The organism is Streptomyces sp. ISL-94, from assembly GCF_018614075.1.
Lineage (GTDB): Bacteria > Actinomycetota > Actinomycetes > Streptomycetales > Streptomycetaceae > Streptomyces.
Genome location: NZ_JAGGOZ010000028.1, coordinates 29,671 through 48,963, shown reverse-complemented (window position 1 = coordinate 48,963; position 19,293 = coordinate 29,671). Strand labels below are relative to the sequence as shown.

The window sequence follows — 19,293 nt, the reverse complement described above, 5'->3', positions numbered from 1 at the left end:
CAGTGGGTATCGGAGAGCGTGTCGTCGACCAGTACGGAACCGGCCACGTCCAGACCAAAATCATTTCCCGCTCCGACGGGGACTTCACCTGGATCCGAACTCCGGGTGCTGCTCGCAGTCAGCCGTTCGGCGGTCCCCCCGATCCGATCCGCAGCGCCCTGGCGGCATGGACCACGGGCCATTACCCGGGAGCCCGGTGCGTTCTTCCACAGCCGCATGGGCCGGAGCTGCGCTACACACTGCCCGGCCACCGATCAGCCGCCGAACTTCTGCTGTCCGGTGAGCCTGCGGCTCACACGACAGCAGAAGGCCTGCTCCACGGCCTTGGTGTCCTCTTGCGTGTCCTACACGAGACGACCCTGCCTGCCGGTTCCGAGGCGTACACGCCGCTCACCTACCGGCGTTTGTCTTCCTGGACCGACACGCCGCAGGGCGACCGCGCGACGCGGCTCCACGGCGCCCTGCGTACCTCTCTCGGTCCGACCCGTTGGAACAGGGTCCGGCAGTGGCTCGGCGAACTGCTCGATGCCGAGAACCGTGTACTGGTTCACGGTGGACCCGGCCTCGGCCTCCTGGTCGCGGCAGCTGGAGCGGACGCGGCTGCACTGCTCACCGGGGAGGACGCGGGGCTCGGCCCGCGGCAGGGTGACGTCGGTTGGGTACTGGGCGAACTGAGTGAACTGCGCACGTGGTCGACCCTTCATCGGCCATCGGCGGACTCCTCCTTGTGGGACAGGGCCGAAGCCGCCTTCAACCACGGTTACGGACAGCAGCCCGATCTGCTCACCCATCGCGCTGCCGTCCTGCGCGTGCTGCTGCACCTGCACGACTTCTGCGTCTTCGTCACGTGGGACCAAGCCCAGGTCCAGCGGTACACGGCCCTACTCAAGGGCCTTATCGACGACCTGACATGAAGCGCCCGGCCCCGCCCGCCCCACGAGACAGGAACGAGGAGTACCGTTGCCCGCGGGAACACAGTCGAAGAACCGTCTCATCTACCCCGCCGCTCGGCGCCGGCAACTCGTCGAGGTGATCCACGGACGAACCGTCTCCGATCCGTATCGGTGGCTGGAACAGCCGGACGACGACGAGACACGACAGTGGATGAGGGCACAGGACGAACTGAGCCACACCGTGCTCGACGATCTGCCGGGCCGTGAGTGGCTGCGCACCCAGCTCAGCGGGTTGGTCTCCGTCGGCGTGACCGGCCCGCCGGTATGGCGCGGCGCCCGGAAGTTCTTCATGAAGCGGCGGGCTGGCCAGGAGCACGCGGTCCTCCACATCGCCGATCCGGACGGCACCGAACAGGTGCTGCTCGACCCGATGACTCTCGACCCCACTGGACGCACCACGCTGGACAGCTGGCAAGCCGATGCCGAAGGACGGCGGCTCGCATACCAGATATCGGTCGGTGGAGACCGGGACAGCCGTCTGTACGTTCTGGACATCGACACTGGAACATTGCTGGACGGGCCGATCACGGGGTGCAGGCAGTCCCCGGTCGCCTGGCTGCCCGAAGGCGAGAAATTTTACTACGTACGCAGCTCTCTCGCGGGATCCCCCTCCCGCGAGAACCGTTACCACCGGCGCGTCTACCTGCACACGATCGGAACGGACCCGGACACCTGCGACCAGGTCGTCTTCGGCGAGGACGGCCCGATGACCGCTGCCTACCACATCGCGGTAGGTCCAGGCGGCCGGTGGCTGACCGTAACCCGCACCACAGGCGCGGTCCGGCGCAACGAGATCTGGATCGCCGAACTCACGGAAGACAACCTGGCACGGCCCGCCTTCGTGCCCCTATATCAGGGCCAGGAAGCCCACACCAACGCCGTCGTCGGAAAAGACGGCCGGGTGTACATGCACACCGACCTCGATGCGCCCAGGGGCCGGCTCGCCGTCGTCGGCATCGAAGACCTGCAGAGCGGTGAGTGGACCGAACTCCTCCCCCAGGACCACCAAGCTCGGCTGGAACACTTCGCCGTGCTCGACGGAGCCGGGCTGGAACGCGGCGTCCTGCTCGCCGGCTGGAGCCGCCACTCCATCAGCGAGATCACGGTGCACGACCTGGAGACCGGGGACAGGCTCGGAGCCATCCCCCTGCCCGGACTGGGGGCGGTCGGGGAGATCCGGGGTAGGGGGCACGAAGCATGGTTCACGTACACCGACCCGTTCACCCCCATCACCGTCTACCGTTGGGACGCCCTCACCCGCACCACCAGCGTGTGGGCCGTGCCCCCGAGCCAGGACACCGACGACGGCGCTCACCCTCATGCGCAGCACCCCGTCGGAACCATGCAGCAGATCACCTGTGTCTCTCCCGACGGCACAGAAGTGCGAGTCACGGTCCTGGCTCCACAGGGCCGCACCGGCCCCCTCCCCACCATCCTTTACGGATACGGCGGATTCGGGCTGTCACCGGCGCCCGTGTACAACCCGGAGGCTCTCGCCTGGGTCCAGGCCGGCGGGGTCTACGCCATAGCCCACGTGCGCGGCGGCCTCGAAGAGGGCACGCAGTGGCATGTCGCGGGAACGAGAGCGAACAAGCAGCGGTCCATCGACGATTTCCACGCCGCGGCTAGGGCCCTTGTCAGCGGCCGTTGGACCGCCCACTCACAACTGGTGATCAGTGGCGAGTCGAACGGCGGGATGCTGGTCGGCGCCGCTCTCACCCAGCAACCGCACACTTACCGGGCGGCACTCTGCACGGCTCCCCTCCTGGACATGGTCCGCTACGAGCACTCTGGCCTGGGACCTTCCTGGACCGCCGAATACGGTTCCGCCTCGGTTCCCGAGGAGCTCGGCTGGCTGCTCGGCTACTCGCCGTACCACCGCGTTACGGCGGAAGCCGACTACCCAGCAGTGCTGTTCACCGTCTCCGACGGAGACACTCTGGTCGATCCCCTGCACGCACGGAAGATGTGCGCGGCGCTCCAGCACGCCGCCGGTGGAAAGGCTCAACCGGTTGGGCGAGGGCTGACACTGCTCCGTCGTGAAGCTGGCGTCGGTCACGGTGCGCGAGCTGTGAGCCGCATTGTCGAGCTGTCAGTCGATCAGCTGTCATTCGCCGCACAACAAACGGGGCTGCAGCTGCCGAGAACCTAGTTCTCCCTTCTGCTAGATCGGTGCTCCACAGATCACTTATTCGCGAGGATCAATTGATCACATCGTGGTCGGCAGCCGGTTAACGCGGTTGTTTAGATCTTAACCTCCACCGCACAACGCCCCGTTCGAGACGGTGATCAAGCACGGAGGTGCGTGCGCAGAAGTGTGACCTGCGGAGTACGGACCGAGACATAGTGATCGTCTGAACAGCCACTTCCGTTGCTAGCGAGCAGGGGCGGGTTGTGACCTGTGCCAGTGATGAGCCAGCGCGGCTGAGCCGGGCGAAAGCTGACGGCATGTGACACCAGCAGGGAGAACTTCAAGGCCATTGACAAGCATAAGAAACGAGGGAGTGAAATGACGAAACGAATCGCCTCCAGAGCCAGCGATCATTGGCCACGGGCTCGGTGATGCTGCTGGCAGTTCTGACGGCGCCGGGGGCACGCTTCGACTGTTCCGACCGACAGACGTAAAGCGGTCCGTTGCTCTCCTGGCCGCCACGGCCGCTCTCGTTCTGGGGGCCTCACCGGTCTTCGCCGCCGCTCCGGCGCAGCAGCCCGCCGCATCCACGACGAGCGACTGGACCTCTCCCACCGGCCACGTCATGGAAGGTCCTTCGTCGGTTCGTCCGGTGCCTGCGAGGTGCTGGGCAGCGAGGGCATCGCGGACGGCAACTGGAGCGCGTACGCCTGCAAACAAGAAACCCGCAAGCTGACCGACATCTACGTGATCGCCACTACCTCTACGTCAAGAAGTAGCACTCCTCGCAACCGCCTCCAGCCCACCCCATGGTCGTTTCCCGGCGCGACCGCAAAAAAGGAGTTCGACATGCGTAAAGCAGTTTCCGTTGCTGTCCTGGCCGCCACGGCCGCTCTCGTTCTGGGGGCCTCACCGGTCTTCGCCGCTGCTCCGGCGCAGCAGCCCGCCTCGTCTACGACGAACGCCTGGACCCCTCCCGCCGGCTACACCCACGAGGGCTCAATTTTCGGAGCCGCCGCTTGCCAGGCCGCAGGCAAGGCAGGCATCACGGAGAACCGATGGAGCGCGTACATCTGCTACCAGAAACTGCCCTTCACACCTGTCCAGGAGCTTTACGTCAAGAAGTGACGCTCTGACGCCTCCCCCATGATCCGGCAACGGGCCGCACCACTCCTGCGCCCTTCACGCGGGTGCAGCAGACTCGCGAGGAGCACCCTGGTGTTGATGGCGTTCTGAATGGGGTCGCCCAGAGCTGGGGTTGACCCAAGGCCGGAGGGCTAAAGGACTTGCAGATGATTTACCCGTAGCTTCCCAGTCAGTGGTTCGTTGGTGCGCTATAGAAGCGATCGAAGGCATGACGGCGGCGATGGCGGCAAGGTTCACGGTGCTGTTCCCGCATCTGGATGAACGTCAGCGCCGTCTGCTGCTGGCGGCCGAGGCCCGGGCACTGGGGCGTGGCGGGATCAGACTCGTTGCCCGGGCCGCTGGCGTGCGCGAGGCAACCGTTTCGCTGGGCGCCACCGACCTGGATTCCGGCGAGGCGCCGTTGGGGCGGGTGCGGCGTGTCGGCGGTGGCTGCAAACGGGTGGTCGACCTGGATCTGGGACTGCGCCCGGCACTGCTTGCCCTGGTGGAACCAGATGTGCGGGGTGACCCGATGTCGCCTTTGCGGTGGACGACGAAGTCCACCCGTCACCTGGCCGCCGAGCTCTCCCGCCAAGGCCACCGGATATCCGCCGACACCGTCGCTGACGTGCTGCGCGAGGAAGGCTTCAGTCTCCACGGCAACGGCAAGGTCATCGAAAGCAAGCAACCCCCCGACCGGGACGGACAGTTCTGCTACATCAACGAGCAGGCCAAGACCCACCACCGACGAGGCCGCTGGCCACAAGGGCCACACGGCCGTCGTCCCGCTCCATGAGCGAATCGAGTTGGTCCGCGCCGTCAAGCACGTCGACGAGGCCGTCGTCGACACCACCCTGGAGAAGATCGAGGCCGGGCGCCAGGTCGGCTTCCACCGCCTCTTCAGAGGGGACGACTGGAGGGGCACCGCTCGCGGCAAGCAGTGGGAACGCGACTTCGCCGCTATCGGCGTGGAGGTCGTCTGCCTCCCGTACGCCGCACACGTCTCGAGCACCAGCCTGCGCCGCATCGTCAGCGTCCTCGCCGCCACCAACCGACACTGAACACCAGGACACCGATTCCCGACCTCACTCCAACGTGATCTCGCCGTCCGGGAGCCATCCCTCCCAATAGCCGTCAATGAGGTCGGGCAGAGCCACCGGTTCGACAAGGATCCGCTCTGCACGCACTTGGGCTGTCGTCCACCACTGCGCCGCAGTCCCGAGCCGGGGAGCAGGGTCCCGTGGCCAGATCCCGTTGGCGGGTGCCACGAGGAATACGTACTCGGTCCACAGGCGACCTCCGCCGGCCGGGAGACGTCCGACAACGGGTGTGATCCGCAGACAGGGCAACCCGACCTCTCGTCGCAGGTAGTGGATGGTTGCCCGGCGGGCTGGCTTGTGAGGCGGCAGGGGGACCGTAGGGACTGACCAGCCGATCGTTCCCCCGCGTAGTTCGGGAAGCAGGAGGAAACGGTGGGCCCTCGGGTCGATGACGACAGAGCGGGCACAAATGGTCGGGGCCGTGGTTTCAGACGTCACACCTTTACCCTGCACGCACGCAATTGGAATTGCATGCCGAGTGTTCCATACGAGTAGCTCGGGGGCAGGATGCTCCTGTCCGTTCATCCAGCGGACTGGATGCCCCCGTATCTGGTTGGCTGGGCGCCGGAGCCCGGTAGGAGTGAGCGGCGTCGGTGTGTCGTACGCGGTGTGAACGCATACGGCGGTCCGGTGCCCGCTCAGTCCACCCCTGTTGCAGTCATCGAGGGATCTATGGACATGCTGTGGCCCGACCGGCTGGGAGTGGGGGACCGGGTCCGATTCGGCGGACGCGCCTGCACCGTCACGGAACTCTACGGTCGCCGGCTCACGCTGGCGGATGCCTTCGGCGGGGTGCAGCAGGTGGATGTGGTGGCACTCCTCCAGAGCGATGGATTCGAGGTGCTCGACCACGAGCCCAGGCCCACACAAGACCGGGCACAGCTGCTCGGCGAAGATGCTGCCCAGCGGGCTCGCTGGTGGCGGTCCCACGTCGTCGAGGTGATGACGGGGCTGCCGTGGGACGCGCCTCCGGGTTCGCAGCCGCGTGATGCCTACGATCCGGCCCGACACACGCTGGGCGAACGGGAGGCGGCCAAGGCCGAGGAACTCGCGTGGGCCGGAGTGCACGGTGCTTCGGTGCGGACCGTGCGCCGCAAGCGGCAGCGTTATGCCGTAGAGGGGCTCGCCGGACTCGCAGACGGACGAGCCGTGCGACGTGAAGACGCGAGGGCGCGATGGGATCCGCGGGTCATGGATGCCATGAGGGAAGCGGGCTTCGACTCCGCGCATGGAGAGCGGAACGTGGAGACGGTGCGTCGCCTCGTGGCGCAGCGGCTCCAGAGCGCCGTGGAGGCAGGCGAGTTGACGCTTCCGTCCAGATCGGCCTTCCACAGACTGTATGCCGAGATGGTGGCAACCGACAGCCTGCGTGGCCCACAGCGGTGGCCGGGGCGCCTTGTGGTGCTGGACACTGTGTGGCTGCCCTCATTTGCGGAGGTGTACGCGGTACGCGGCGGGCTGCGGCTGGTTCTCGCGATCGATGTGGACACCTCGGTGTTGCTGACCGCCGTGGTCCACGAGGGGCTGCACCCCCTCGACCCGGCTGCCCTGTTGGCTCGAATGTGTGTCCCCGCGGACCAGAGGGCTTCCTGGGGCGTATGGCCACCGGTGGTGCTGGAGGCCGCGGCCGGGGAGAGACCAGCAGCTCCTGTGATCCGTCCGGAGGTCCTGGTGGTCGACCGGTCGCCCGTTCTACGCGCGCGCCGCCTGACAGAAGCATGTCGCCGCCTCGGGATCCGGGTGCAGTACGGGACAGGCACCATCCCGACAGGAAAGGTGTCCGTCGAGACGTTGGCTGCTCATGTTGCGGCACGGTTCTCGGACTATCTGCACTCGCCGGCCGGAACTTCAGCCCGTGCTGCGGGGTGGCCGGTGGAGCAGGTGCAAGGGCTCCTGGACGACTGGGTCCAGGTGGACTGGTCCCGGCGCGAGCTCCCCACATATGACGGCGCGCTTACAACACCCGACACTTCCGGAAGCCCAGCGTCACGTTACGCGATGCTCGTGGCACGGAGCGGATGGATCACCCCGCCCCTGGAGCCGGTGAAGTTCCTCGATCTACTGCCGAGCGCGCGCCGGGTGGTCAGCCCGTCAGGGGTTCACCTCCGCGGCCGCCGCTACGACGGTCGGGTCCTGGACAGGTTCCTCCGACGCGTACCACCTTCCGGGCGCAGTGCGTCCTGGAGTGTGCGCTGGGATCCCTACGACACACGTCAGATCTGGATCTGCACCCCGCAGGCCGAATGGGTGACCGTCCCGTCCGCGTCCACCTCTTCCCTACGGCACGAGACACCAGCCGAACCGAGCCACCACGAGCGCCCGAGCCTTGTGCACACCCGCGTCACCCAAGGAATCACCCCGGGTACGGCCCTGACGCCGCGCACCTTCGACGACACGGGACGAAAGCCTCTGCATCCCCCTCCGCCTGTGACCGCACCGGCACAGATCCGGGTGGCGTACCACGCCCAACTCCCCCTGTACACACCCGATGTACTGGCGGCTGTGGCGCGGGCCGAGGACTTGATCGTGCTCAACGAACATGGGGGAGGGGCACGACGCAGCATTCTGTTGAACGGTGCGGCCGGCACGGGGAAGACCACCGTGCTCCAAGAACTCGCTCGCCGCTGCACCGAATGGTTCCCCACGGTGTCGGATGACGGGGCCATGCCCGTGGTTCAAGTGCGACTGCCACCTGCTACCACCGCCCGGGTTCTGCTCCGCGAGCTGGCACGCGCGGCCGGTTCGCCTGCTCCCGCCCGCGGCACCATCACCGACCTCATCCGCCACGTCCGCGACAGTCTGGCCGCCAAGCACACGCGCCTGGTCCTCGTCGACGAGTTCCATCAGTTCCATACCAGGGCCGAACAGCCCTCCCCCGTCACCGAAGTGGTGGCCTATCTGTGCGACAGCGTCCAGGCCACCTTCGTCTTCGCCGGATTTCCACCTCGGACCGGGGAGTGGGGCGCCCATCGCCGGCTGCTGTCCGTCTCACTCGGTCCGATGACGCTGGGTGAGGCCTGGCTAGACATGATCGCGCGAGCCGAGGCGGCACTCCGGCTGCGGGCACATGTCCCGGGGACGCTGCCTGAGCTTGCCGGTCATCTCCACGAGCTCACCGGTGGGAGCGCCCAGCACTTGGCCTATCTCTTGCGCAGCGGATCGATCCGGGCCATCCGAGAGGGAGTGGAGGAACTCAACCGCCCCCTGCTCGACGACCTCGCTTCGCCATGGCGGGCGACCACCCAGTGACCCTGGCGTGGTGGACTCCAGACCAGATACAGCGGGACATTCACCGCACTTGCGCAGTCGCTGGCCAGTTGCCCCGGCGGGGCAGCCAGCACCCGCGAGTGACCGCGTCAGGAGTATTCGGTCACGCATTCACTGCTCGAACGAATAAATAGGTACATATCGGGCGAATAATTCAATCCATTGACCGCCCGAAGATTGCCACATCAACTCAGAGACATATATGCCAGGGGCCCTCTACCGTTGCCCCATGGCCCACTATGCGACCGAGCAGAGTCAGCCTTCCGAAGCCGCAGATGAGATGGAGTTGCTCGTCGTTCAGTGCGACGCAGCAATTCGGAAGTACACGGAAGTCATCGCCTCTCTCGAGGAATCGCTCAACGCGGCACGCGACCGGTACGCCCGGCTCGTCGAGGCCAGGGATGAGGCCCAAACCGTTGCGGTGAATGCACGGTCCGTACTCCACCGCGCAAGCGCCTTGTTCAAGACGGAGCCCGGCTTCGATGCGGCTTCAGCCCGTCTGCGGGTCGTCCCCGACGAACCCTCCTCTGGCACGCCCCCCTCTGCGGGCGAAGCGGACGAACCCTCGACGCCCGAGCACGGTGCGGACTCATCCGCCCCAGCAGCAGAGGAACCTCCCGTCGAGGTACTGGTACGTGGTGCCCGGATGAAGGAGATCCTGACTGCGATCGGAGCGCGCCCCGACCTCAGCTGGGGCACCGCCGATGTCGCTGCCGTGCTCGGTGTCACCGAGGAAAACGCGGCCGGCCGCCGGGCGCTGCGTGAGAATCTGCGCAATCTCGCCATGCGCGGTGCGCTGGAACGCGTTGCCGTCGAGGGTGACTTCCACACCTACTACCGGCCCCGGATGAACTGGAGGTTCGTCTAGCGGATCCGCGTCTCACCATCGAGGCCCTCAGCACCGGTCACACCTAATGACCGCCGCCGCATAGAACGATCCAGGTTGCCCCCCGGATCAGCGGCGACGGTCTAGCCCGTTAGGCCGTCTCCGACAGTACCCGGGTTCATCCGGGCGCGTTCGGCATTCGGCCATTCCTTCGTGCCTTCTTTTCACGAGGAGTCGAATGTCCACACGAATTCACTTCGGCGGATTTCCCGGCGCGCGTCCTGGCCACAGGTCCACGTCGAGGGCTTTTTCCAGGTTCGCGATCGTCAGCAGGTCGCACCACACCTCACCGCCGAGCACCTTCATGATGGTCAGCCGGGCGACGTCGCTGCGCCGGGAGACCTCCGCGATCGACCACCCCCGCGCGTCGATCGCCCTGCGCAGCCGCGAGGCCACTTCCTGGGCGACCAGCGCCCCGTGGTGGTCATCGAGCACGGCGTGCGGCCAGGTTCCCTTGAGCCGGTACTCGGCGGGGCTGCGGCTTCGCTTGTCTCCTTGTGACACAGCGAAGAGTGTCGCCCATCCGGACCTCCTGACATGACAGCGGCCGCAATCTCCCCTGAATGTTATTGGAATGGCACCCCTGCCGGGGTCCTTTCCTGGTGGAGAGTCACGATGGATGCGATCGAGCGGTACCGACCCCAACTACCCGCTCCGGTATGGGAGCGGGTAGGGCCGGACTGCCGTCGTGCGGTGGCCCGGGCGAAACCTTCCTCGCCGAAGGAGGCCCGCGACTGGCTCGGTGCGCTTGCACATGCCGCCGCGCACGCGGACGGCTGCGGGCGCCCCACCAAGGCCGAGTTCCTGGTCACCCGTGAAGCCGTCGAGTGGTACCTGGCCACTGGATGCCTGCACGTGGGCGAGGCATCCCGCGGCAACCGCCGGTGTCGCCTGAGCGCCCTGCGCCACGCCCTTCTCGGCCCCGACCTGATCACCGGCGTACCTGCCGCCTACGCCGGCTCTGACGCTTCCCGCCCCTACACTCGAGCTGAACAGGCCCAGCTCTACGCCTGCGCCCGCGCGCAGCCCACAGCGGAGCTCCGCTACGGCTTCCTCACCCTGCTCGCCCTCGGCCTCGGCTGCGCCCTGGATTCGCCAGAGATCATCCCCGCGCGAACCCACGACGTACGCGAGGTATCCAACGGGGCGGTGGCCATCGCCGTACGGGGCCGACGTGCCCGGCTCATGTTGTGCCGCCAGTCCTGGGCGACCGTCCTGATCGAGGTCGCCGCCTGGTCGTCCGCACCGGGCGCGGCCCGCTACCTCTTCCGCCCGAACAGCTACACGCGGGGTGCCAACACGGTCACCCATTTCCTGGCCCGCGCGAAGTTCAGCCCTGGCACCCCACCGCTGGTGATGGGCCGGGCCCGCGCCACCTGGCTCGTCGACGCCATCGAGGCCCGGATGCACCTGCCGACCTTGATGGCCGCCGCCGGTCTGACCACCCTGCGCTCCATCGACCGGATCATGCCCTACGTCCGCAATCTCAGCGCTGACGAAGCGGCCACTGCCCTGCGGGAGCTGTGATGACCAGCCGTCTCCAACGCCACGCCCGGATCGCCAATCTCCGCTCACGCCGCCAAAGCGTGGGGGACGAGGAGGTACAGACGGTCCTCGCCCACCTGGACGACTGCGACCTCATCGAGGACGTAGAGGCCCTGGTCATGAAGTGGACCGGGCGCAAGCGGAACATCAGCGTACGCGGCCTGCTGGTCGGCATGTTCCTGGCCTCCAACCGCAACCGCGGCAGCGTCATCCTGACCCATGTCGCCGACCTGCTGGCTTTCTCGCTGAGTGACACCATGCGCGAAGAGCTCGAGGTCCACCGCTACCCGGACAACGACCGCGGCTTCGAAGCCATCTACGCCGTCGTCCGTCGCCTCTTCAAAGCCATCGTCAAAGAGGTCGACCCCTCCCCACTGCCCAAGGGCCGACGCCTCGACCTCGACGTCGTAGCCGAGCTCCTGGCCTCCGCGGACCACTCCGAACTCGCCGACCGCCGCGAACTCATGCTGACCATCGCCAACAAGATCCTGGGCACGTCCCTGCTCGATGCCCAGCCTCTCCTCGAGGAGACACCGAACGGCTCGGCCGTGGTCGACGCCACCGTCTTCGGCACCTACTCCAAGGGTCTGGGGCGGGAGAGCACGGTCACCGCCACCGACCCCGAAGCCGGCTGGTACGTGCGCACGACCAAGCACAAGGACCCACTCGCCCTCGACGGCCTCGCCCCCACCCCTTCCAGGCAGCAGAAGAAGGGTGCGAAGCAGCCGAAGGAGAAGGACCGGGTCAAGAAGAAGCTCTACGGCTACGACGCCACCCTCATCGTCTTCCGTAATCCTGACCATCACGGCGCACCCCTGCCCGATGGCTCCGCCGACCCCGATGTCGTCCCCGCGCTCATCCTGGCGATGTCCGTCGAAAAGCCCAGCTGCCGTCCAGGCGAGGCCGCCGTCGAAGCACTCCGCCACGTCGACCCCCGATACGCCCGCAACTTCCTCGCCGGAGACCGTCTCTTCAACAGCCAGAGCGAAGACATCTTCCAGCTCCCCATCCGGGCCATGGGGTACCAGCCCGTCTACGACTACAGCAAGGACCAGCTCGGCGCCCATGGCGACATCGGCGGCGCACAGCTCGTCGAAGGCAACTGGTACTGCCCTTCCATGCCCGCCGAGCTGATCACCGCCACCCACGACCTCGTCGTCACCGAGACGATCGACCAGCAGACCTGGATCAACCGCATCCGCGCACGCACCGCCTACCTGCTCATGCCCAAGCAGGCCACCGACGCCGAGGGCCACCGCCGCATGATGTGCCCGGCCGAAGCCAAACGCACCCAGTGCCCCCTCAAACCCCACACTCTCGGCCGCGGTATCCACCTCCCCCTCGTGGACCCCGTCCCCCGCCCCGAAGGCCCTCCCAAGGTGTGTGAGAAACACAGCCTGACCGTCCCACCCGAGGCCGGCGCCAAGCTCTGGCAACCCCTCCAATACGGCACCGCCGAGTGGCAACGCGTCTACTTCCGCCTCCGCAACTCCACCGAGGGCATGAACGGATTCGCCAAGGACCCGCTCCGCGAACGCATCGAGCCCGGCGGCACGCGTCGCATCCGCGGCATCGCCGCCCAGACGATCCTGCTGGCCTTCCAGCTCGCCCACGCCAACAAACGCAAGCTCCAGAGCTGGGCCGACGCCGTCGCCCTCAACGGCGACCGCCCACGCCGACGCCCCACCAGGCGCCGACAGACCAAAGCACTCGGGACCTGGACCCCCACCGGCTACATCGCCACAGCCTGACCGGCCCGGCCCTGCAGACATAGGGGAACAGTCACAGACAGACCAAGATCTGGATCGTTGGCGGCACCACAACGCCGGCGGTCCCATTGCCATGCCCAGTCGGCATCCACCACTCCAAGGCCGGCACCCGTCAGCCCAGGCAAAGCAAAACGGTCGTCATCGTGATCACGATGACGACCGTTTCGTCGTTGCAAAGAACACCGTTTCGTCGGTGTCCCGATGTGGGCGAGGGGGGATTTGAACCCCCACGTCCCGAAGGACACTGGCACCTGAAGCCAGCGCGTCTGCCGTTCCGCCACTCGCCCGAGCAGCGTCCCAGTGGTCTTCCCTTTCGGGCCGTTCCCCTGGCGACGTCGAAAGATTAGCACGTCGGACGGGGTCGATTCACATCCCTTTCCCCGCACCCCGGCACCCCTGCGAGCACCGGCCACTCCCGTACTCCCCGCCCGGTGCGGGACACTGTCCCTGGAGCGCCCCTACGATCGCTTGTGAGGACCAACACTCGTCCACGCAGGACCGATGGGGAACCACCCGAATCCGCCACGCGTGGATACGATCAGTAAGCAGTACAGGGCGACAACGACGGAGGAGGTGCCCCATGGGAGTTCTGAAGCGGTTCGAGCAGCGACTCGAAGGTCTGGTGAACGGCACCTTCGCCAAGGTGTTCAAGTCCGAGGTCCAGCCGGTGGAGATCGCCGGCGCCCTCCAGCGGGAGTGCGACAACAACGCCACCATCTGGAACCGCGAGCGGACCGTCGTCCCCAACGACTTCATCGTCGAGCTCAGCGCCGGCGACTACGACCGCCTGAGCCCCTACTCCGGGCAGCTGGGCGACGAGCTCGCGGGCCTCGTCCGCGACTACGCCCAGCAGCAGCGCTACAGCTTCATGGGCCCCGTCAAGGTCCAACTGGAGAAGGCCGACGAGCTCGACACCGGGCTCTACCGGGTCCGCAGCCGCACCCTCGCCTCCAGCACCTCCCAGCCGCAGGCGGGACCGGGTCAGGCACCCCCGAACCAGCAGCAGGGCGGCTACGGGTACCCCCCGGTCGCCGTCCCGCCCATGCCGCCCGGCCCGCCCCCGGGCGGACCCGGGGCGCGCAGGCCGGTCGAGGGCGAGCCCGGCCCGGTCGCACCCGGACCGGCCTCGGGCGCCCCGCGGCGCCACTGGATCGAGATCAACGGCACCCGCCACCAGATCTCGCGCCCCACGCTCGTACTCGGCCGAAGCACGGAAGCCGACGTGCGGATCGACGACCCCGGCGTCTCGCGCCGGCACTGTGAGATCCGGACCGGAACGCCCTCGACGATCCAGGATCTCGGGTCCACCAACGGCATCGTGGTGGACGGGCAGCACACCACCCGCGCTACGCTCCGCGACGGCTCGCGGATCGTCGTGGGCAATACCACCATCATTTACCGGCAAGCCGAAGGGTGAAGCGGGGGCAATGTCAGAGCTGACCCTGACGGTCATGCGGTTGGGTTTCCTAGCCGTTCTGTGGCTGTTCGTCATCGTGGCCGTCCAGGTCATCCGCAGCGACCTCTTCGGAACGAGAGTGACCCAGCGCGGCTCCCGCCGCGGCGGCGCCACGAGCGCCCCGCAGCAGGCCGGCCGCCAAGCCGCGCCGCCACAGCAGCGCCAGCGCCGCGGTGCGCCCACCAAGCTCGTCGTCTCCGAGGGCACCCTCACGGGAACCACGGTGGCCCTCGCCGGCCAGACGATCACGCTCGGCCGCGCCCACGACTCCACGATCGTGCTGGACGACGACTACGCGTCCAGCCGCCATGCCAGGATCTATCCCGACCGGGACGGCCAGTGGATCGTCGAGGATCTCGGGTCCACCAACGGCACGTATCTCGACCGGACCCGGCTGACCACCCCGACGCCCATTCCGCCGGGCGCCCCGATCCGCATCGGCAAGACCGTCATCGAGCTGCGGAAGTAGTACGAGAATGAGCGAGCGGAGCGAGCGCGCGGCGGCGATCCGTCCCACCGAGGGCACGGACCCGAGCGCGCTCCCGACCGGAGGGTGGGCAGTGTGGCTCGAGACCGGTTGTACCCGGAGGAAGCGTCGACTGGGCAGGTGCGCATGAGTCTGTCCCTGCGGTTCGCCGCCGGATCGCACAAGGGCATGATCCGCGAGGGGAACGAGGATTCCGGCTACGCCGGCCCGCGCCTCCTCGCGATCGCCGACGGCATGGGAGGCCAGGCCGCCGGCGAGGTCGCGAGCTCCGAGGTGATCTCCACCCTGGTGCAGCTCGACGACGACGTCCCGGGCTCCGACATCCTCACGTCCCTCGCCACGGCCGTGCAGCGGGCCAACGACCAGCTGCGCGTCATGGTCGAGGAGGACCCCCAGCTCGAGGGCATGGGCACCACCCTGACCGCGCTGCTGTGGACCGGTCAGCGCCTCGGTCTCGTGCACGTCGGCGACTCGCGCGCCTACCTGCTGCGCGACGGCGTCCTGACGCAGATCACCCAGGACCACACCTGGGTGCAGCGCCTCGTCGACGAGGGCCGCATCACCGAAGAGGAAGCCACCACCCACCCGCAGCGCTCGCTGCTGATGAGAGCGCTGGGCAGCGGCGACATCGTCGAGCCCGACCTCTCCATCCGCGAGGTCCGCGCCGGCGACCGCTACCTCATCTGCTCCGACGGGCTGTCCGGCGTGGTCTCCCACCAGACCCTGGAGGAGACCCTCGCCGACTACCACGGCCCCCGCGAGACCGTGCAGTCGCTCATTCAGCTCGCCCTGCGCGGCGGCGGACCCGACAACATCACCTGCATCGTCGCCGACGTCCTCGACACGGACAGCGGGGACACCCTCGCCGCCCAGGTCAGCGACACCCCGGTCGTCGTCGGTGCGGTCGCCGAGAACCAGCACCAGCTCTTCGACGGCGGCAACGCCATGCAGACCCCGGCCGGCCGCGCCTCGGGCCTCGGCCGCCAGGCCCCCCCGCCCGCCGGCGCCTTCGGCCCCCCCGGCAGCGGCGAGCAGGGCGGCTACGGCTACTCCGACCCGGGCCAGGGCGGCGCCGCCGGCGGCTACGGCAGCTTCGGCGAGGCCGACGGCTACGACAGCGACTCCGGCTACGAGGACACGTACGACCACCCCCGCAGGCGCCGGAGCAAAGGGCGCAAGTGGACCACCCGTACGCTGACGCTGCTCCTCGTCGTCGGGCTCATCGGCGGCGGCCTCTACGCCGGCTGGCGCTGGACCCAGACCCAGTACTACGTCGGCAAGCAGGGCGAGCACGTCGCGCTCTTCCGCGGCATCAGCCAGAAGCTCGGCCCGCTGGAGCTCTCCAAGGTGGAGACCGACCGCCCCGACATCGAACTGAAGTACCTGCCGCCCTTCAAGCGCAAGCTGGTCGAGGCCACCATCAGCGAAAGCAGCCTCGACGGAGCGCGCCAGAAGATCGACGAGCTCGGGGTCCAGGCCTCCGCCTGCAAGAAGGACGAAGAGCGCCGCAACGCCGAGGCGCAGAACCAGACACCCGCCACCACTCTGACTGCCGCGGAGCAGCAAGTGGTCGGCCATTGCGTCAAGCAGTAGACACACGCGGGCGCAGGGGGCCTGCCACACCATGAGCGTTGTCACCAACACGACCACCATCGGCGCCATCGAGCTGCCGAGCCGGCGGAACACCGAGCTCCTGCTGCTCGGCTTCGCCGTGGTCATCCCGATCTTCGCCTACGCCAACGTAGGCCTGTCGATCCACGGGAAGATGCCCCCGGGCATGTTCACCTACGGACTCGGCTTCGCCGTGCTCGCCGGCATCGCCCACCTCGTCGTACGCCGCTACGCCAAGTACGCCGACCCGCTGCTGCTGCCGATCGCCACCCTGCTCAACGGCCTCGGCGTCGTCCTGATCTGGCGGCTCGACCAGTCCGAGCGCCTGCAGAACCTCGCCAAGAACAGCTACGGCGCCTTCTCCGAGTCGGCACCGCGCCAGATGATGTACACGGCGCTCGCCATCGCCCTGTTCGCCGTCGTCCTGCTGGTCCTCAAGGACCACCGCGTGCTCCAGCGCTTCACGTACATCTCGATGGCCGGCGCCCTGGTCCTGCTGATCCTGCCGGTGATCCCGGGCCTGGGCGCGGACGTCTTCGGCGCCAAGATCTGGATCAGCGTCGGCGGCTTCTCCATCCAGCCCGGTGAGTTCGCGAAGATCGTCATCGCCATCTTCTTCGCCGGCTACCTGATGGTGAAGCGCGACGCCCTGGCCCTGGCCAGCCGCCGCTTCATGGGGCTCTACCTGCCGCGCGGCCGCGACCTCGGCCCGATCCTGATGATCTGGGCGATGAGCCTGCTCGTCCTCGTCTTCGAGAACGACCTCGGCACCTCGCTCCTCTTCTTCGGCATGTTCGTGATCATGCTGTACGTCGCCACCGAGCGCACCAGCTGGATCGTGATCGGCCTGCTCATGAGCGTCGGCGGCGCCGTCGTCGTGGCCTCCTTCGCCAGCCACGTGAAGGCCCGCGTCACCGCCTGGCTCGACCCCTTCGCCTGCTACGCCACCTCGGGCGCCTGCGAGCAGGTCGGCCAGTCGATCATGAGCTTCGGCTCCGGCGGGGTCCTCGGCACCGGATGGGGCCAGGGCAACTCCGACCTCATCGGCTTCGCCGCCAACTCCGACTTCATCTTCTCCACCGTCGGCGAAGAGCTCGGCCTCTCGGGCGTGATGGCCTTCCTCCTGCTCTACGGCCTCATCATCGAGCGGGGCGTCCGCACCGCCCTCGCCGCCCGCGATCCCTTCGGCAAGCTCTTCGCCATCGGCCTCTCCGGCGCGTTCGCGCTCCAGATCTTCGTCGTCGCCGGCGGAGTCATGGGCCTCATCCCCCTCACCGGCATGACGATGCCCTTCCTCGCGTCCGGCGGCTCCTCCGTCCTCGCGAACTGGATCCTCATCGCCATCCTCATCCGGATCAGCGACACCGCACGCCGACCTGCCCCGGCCCCCGCCCCGTCCCCCGACTCCGAGATGACCCAGGTGGTCCGACCGTCATGAACAAGCCCCTGCGCCGCATCTCGCTGTTCTGCGGGCTGCTCGTCCTCGCCCTGCTGATCCGGACCAACTGGCTGCAGTACGTCCAGGCCGAGGAACTCAGCACGCGCAAGGAGAACCGCCGGGTCCAGATCGCCCAGTACGCCACCGAGCGCGGCAACATCATCGTCGGGGGCGAGCCGATCACCGGCTCCGCGGTCACCGACGGCAGCGACTACAAGTACAAGCGGACCTACACGGCGGGCGAGCTGTGGGCTCCCGTCACCGGGTACGCCTCGCAGGCCTTCGGCTCCACGCAGCTGGAGTCCCTCGAAGACGGCATCCTCACCGGCAACGACGACCGGCTCTTCTTCGACCGCACCATCGGCATGTTCACCGGGGAGAAGAAGCAGGGCGGCAACGTCGTCACCACGCTCAACCCGGCCGCCCAGAAGGCCGCGTTCGACAAGCTCAGCACGAAGAAGGGTGCGGTCGCCGCCATCGACCCGCGCACCGGCGCCATCCTCGCGCTGGTCTCCACCCCCTCGTACGACCCCTCGCGCTTCGCCGGCAACTCCAAGGCGGACGAGAAGGCCTGGGTCGAGCTCAAGGACAGCGAGGACAAGAACCTCGTCAACCGCGCCCTGCGCGAGACGTATCCGCCGGGCTCCACCTTCAAGGTGGTCACCGCGGCCGCCGCCCTGGAGAACGGCGTCGTCAAGGAGATCAACGACCCGACGGACACCCCGGAGCCGTACTTCCTGCCGGGCACCAAGACCCCGATGGTCAACCACGCCTCGGGGTGCGAGAAGGCCAGCCTCAACGAGGCCCTGCGCGTCTCCTGCAACTCCGTCTTCGCCAACCTGGGCAACCAGGTGGGGCGCGACAACATGGTGAAGACCGCCGAGAAGTTCGGCTTCAACAACGACAAGATCGACATTCCGGTCCGCGCCTTCGCCAGCGTCTACGACAAGAAGATGGGCAAGGACGGCAACGCCCAGAGCGCCATCGGGCAGTTCAACACCGCCGCCACCCCGCTCCAGATGGCGATGGTCACCGCCGCGATCGCCAACGACGGCAAGCTGATGAAGCCGTACATGGTCGACCAGCTCACCGCGCCCAACCTCGACGTCATCGAGAAGCACTCCCCGGAGGAGATGAGCCGGCCGCTGTCCGCCGCCAACGCGCAGAAGGTCCAGGAGATGATGGTCAACGTCGTCGAGAAGGGCACCGGCGAGAAGGCCAAGATCAAGGACGTGAAGGTCGGCGGCAAGACCGGCACCGCCCAGCACGGCGAGGGCAACAAGAAGCGCCCGTACGCCTGGTTCATCTCCTACGCCGAGAACCCGGACGGCACCTCGCCGGTCGCCGTCGCCGTCGTCATCGAGGACAGCGACGCGGACCGCGAGGACATCAGCGGCGGCGGCCTGGCCGCACCCGTCGCCAAGGCCGTCATGGAAGCCGTGCTGAAGAGCGGCAAGTGAGCCGAGGGTGAGTCGCGGATGACGGACCGCAGTGGAGTGATCCACGTCACTGAACCCGGCCGGAT

The 19,293-nt window shown here is 67.6% G+C and carries 14 protein-coding genes, 1 tRNA gene and 1 pseudogene; 14 read left to right on the top strand and 2 right to left on the bottom strand.

Annotated elements, in window-relative coordinates:
* Window positions 1-2 precede the first annotated feature (2 nt).
* The 7 genes and pseudogenes from J7E94_RS10990 to J7E94_RS10960 all read left to right on the top strand — a co-directional run bounded on the left by J7E94_RS10990 (window position 3) and on the right by J7E94_RS10960 (window position 9,444).
* The gene (locus J7E94_RS10990) at window positions 3-914 is read left to right on the top strand and encodes a hypothetical protein (protein WP_215014492.1); all 912 of its coding nucleotides are present in this window, start codon (window positions 3-5) and stop codon (window positions 912-914) included.
* 46 nt (window positions 915-960) lie between these two features.
* Window positions 961-3,105: a prolyl oligopeptidase family protein gene (locus J7E94_RS10985; RefSeq protein WP_215014491.1), complete on the top strand. Its 2,145-nt coding sequence runs from the start codon at window positions 961-963 to the stop codon at window positions 3,103-3,105.
* An 828-nt stretch (window positions 3,106-3,933) separates the two neighbouring features.
* Window positions 3,934-4,212 carry a hypothetical protein gene (locus J7E94_RS10980; RefSeq protein ID WP_215014489.1) on the top strand — a complete coding sequence of 93 codons (279 nt, stop codon included), beginning with the start codon at window positions 3,934-3,936 and terminating at the stop codon, window positions 4,210-4,212.
* Window positions 4,213-4,450: 238 nt separating this feature from the next.
* A pseudogene (locus J7E94_RS10975) lies at window positions 4,451-4,963 on the top strand (ISAzo13 family transposase); the annotation flags it as partial.
* A gap of 52 nt (window positions 4,964-5,015) precedes the next feature.
* Entirely contained in the window at window positions 5,016-5,270 is a 255-nt protein-coding gene (locus J7E94_RS10970; RefSeq protein ID WP_215014487.1) for a hypothetical protein, read from the top strand.
* A 648-nt stretch (window positions 5,271-5,918) separates the two neighbouring features.
* Window positions 5,919-8,558, top strand: a complete 2,640-nt coding sequence (locus J7E94_RS35635) for an AAA family ATPase (RefSeq protein WP_215014485.1) — start codon at window positions 5,919-5,921, stop codon at window positions 8,556-8,558.
* A 247-nt stretch (window positions 8,559-8,805) separates the two neighbouring features.
* Window positions 8,806-9,444 carry a hypothetical protein gene (locus J7E94_RS10960; RefSeq protein WP_214947314.1) on the top strand — a complete coding sequence of 213 codons (639 nt, stop codon included), beginning with the start codon at window positions 8,806-8,808 and terminating at the stop codon, window positions 9,442-9,444.
* A 210-nt stretch (window positions 9,445-9,654) separates the two neighbouring features.
* On the opposite strand, the gene J7E94_RS10955 is transcribed toward J7E94_RS10960, so the two are convergent.
* Window positions 9,655-9,966 (bottom strand): helix-turn-helix transcriptional regulator, encoded by a 312-nt coding sequence (locus J7E94_RS10955; RefSeq protein ID WP_214947315.1) that lies wholly within the window; start codon window positions 9,964-9,966, stop codon window positions 9,655-9,657.
* Window positions 9,967-10,155: 189 nt separating this feature from the next.
* Here J7E94_RS10955 and J7E94_RS10950 point away from each other — a divergent pair, with 189 nt between their 5' ends.
* Both J7E94_RS10950 and J7E94_RS10945 read left to right on the top strand, forming a co-directional pair.
* Window positions 10,156-10,989: a hypothetical protein gene (locus J7E94_RS10950; protein WP_215014483.1), complete on the top strand. Its 834-nt coding sequence runs from the start codon at window positions 10,156-10,158 to the stop codon at window positions 10,987-10,989.
* Window positions 10,989-12,758: a hypothetical protein gene (locus J7E94_RS10945; RefSeq protein WP_215014481.1), complete on the top strand. Its 1,770-nt coding sequence runs from the start codon at window positions 10,989-10,991 to the stop codon at window positions 12,756-12,758. Before J7E94_RS10950 ends, J7E94_RS10945 begins: the two co-directional genes overlap by 1 nt.
* A gap of 222 nt (window positions 12,759-12,980) precedes the next feature.
* Here the strand turns inward: J7E94_RS10945 and J7E94_RS10940 are convergent.
* A tRNA-Leu gene (locus J7E94_RS10940) sits at window positions 12,981-13,063 on the bottom strand.
* 293 nt (window positions 13,064-13,356) lie between these two features.
* On the opposite strand from J7E94_RS10940, the gene J7E94_RS10935 reads away from it, so the two are divergent.
* The 5 genes from J7E94_RS10935 to J7E94_RS10915 all read left to right on the top strand — a co-directional run bounded on the left by J7E94_RS10935 (window position 13,357) and on the right by J7E94_RS10915 (window position 19,228).
* Window positions 13,357-14,193 carry a DUF3662 and FHA domain-containing protein gene (locus J7E94_RS10935; RefSeq protein ID WP_215014479.1) on the top strand — a complete coding sequence of 279 codons (837 nt, stop codon included), beginning with the start codon at window positions 13,357-13,359 and terminating at the stop codon, window positions 14,191-14,193.
* Window positions 14,194-14,203: 10 nt separating this feature from the next.
* Window positions 14,204-14,701, top strand: a complete 498-nt coding sequence (locus tag J7E94_RS10930) for an FHA domain-containing protein (RefSeq protein ID WP_215014477.1) — start codon at window positions 14,204-14,206, stop codon at window positions 14,699-14,701.
* Window positions 14,702-14,845: 144 nt separating this feature from the next.
* Complete coding sequence (locus J7E94_RS10925) at window positions 14,846-16,312, top strand: PP2C family serine/threonine-protein phosphatase (RefSeq protein ID WP_215014475.1); 1,467 nt, start codon at window positions 14,846-14,848, stop codon at window positions 16,310-16,312.
* A 31-nt stretch (window positions 16,313-16,343) separates the two neighbouring features.
* Window positions 16,344-17,768 carry an FtsW/RodA/SpoVE family cell cycle protein gene (locus J7E94_RS10920; protein WP_215014473.1) on the top strand — a complete coding sequence of 475 codons (1,425 nt, stop codon included), beginning with the start codon at window positions 16,344-16,346 and terminating at the stop codon, window positions 17,766-17,768.
* Window positions 17,765-19,228 carry a penicillin-binding protein 2 gene (locus J7E94_RS10915; protein WP_215014471.1) on the top strand — a complete coding sequence of 488 codons (1,464 nt, stop codon included), beginning with the start codon at window positions 17,765-17,767 and terminating at the stop codon, window positions 19,226-19,228. Before J7E94_RS10920 ends, J7E94_RS10915 begins: the two co-directional genes overlap by 4 nt.
* Window positions 19,229-19,293 lie beyond the last annotated feature (65 nt).

Excerpts from the sequence above, each read along its gene's own strand:
- J7E94_RS10980 (WP_215014489.1), top strand. The coding sequence starts at position 3,934 with ATGCGTAAAGCAGTTTCCGTTGCTGTCCTGGCCGCCACGGCCGCTCTC.
- J7E94_RS10960 (WP_214947314.1), top strand. The coding sequence starts at position 8,806 with ATGGCCCACTATGCGACCGAGCAGAGTCAGCCTTCCGAAGCCGCAGAT.
- J7E94_RS10945 (WP_215014481.1), top strand. The coding sequence starts at position 10,989 with ATGACCAGCCGTCTCCAACGCCACGCCCGGATCGCCAATCTCCGCTCA.
- J7E94_RS10935 (WP_215014479.1), top strand. The coding sequence starts at position 13,357 with ATGGGAGTTCTGAAGCGGTTCGAGCAGCGACTCGAAGGTCTGGTGAAC.
- J7E94_RS10930 (WP_215014477.1), top strand. The coding sequence starts at position 14,204 with ATGTCAGAGCTGACCCTGACGGTCATGCGGTTGGGTTTCCTAGCCGTT.
- J7E94_RS10925 (WP_215014475.1), top strand. The coding sequence starts at position 14,846 with ATGAGTCTGTCCCTGCGGTTCGCCGCCGGATCGCACAAGGGCATGATC.
- J7E94_RS10920 (WP_215014473.1), top strand. The coding sequence starts at position 16,344 with ATGAGCGTTGTCACCAACACGACCACCATCGGCGCCATCGAGCTGCCG.
- J7E94_RS10915 (WP_215014471.1), top strand. The coding sequence starts at position 17,765 with ATGAACAAGCCCCTGCGCCGCATCTCGCTGTTCTGCGGGCTGCTCGTC.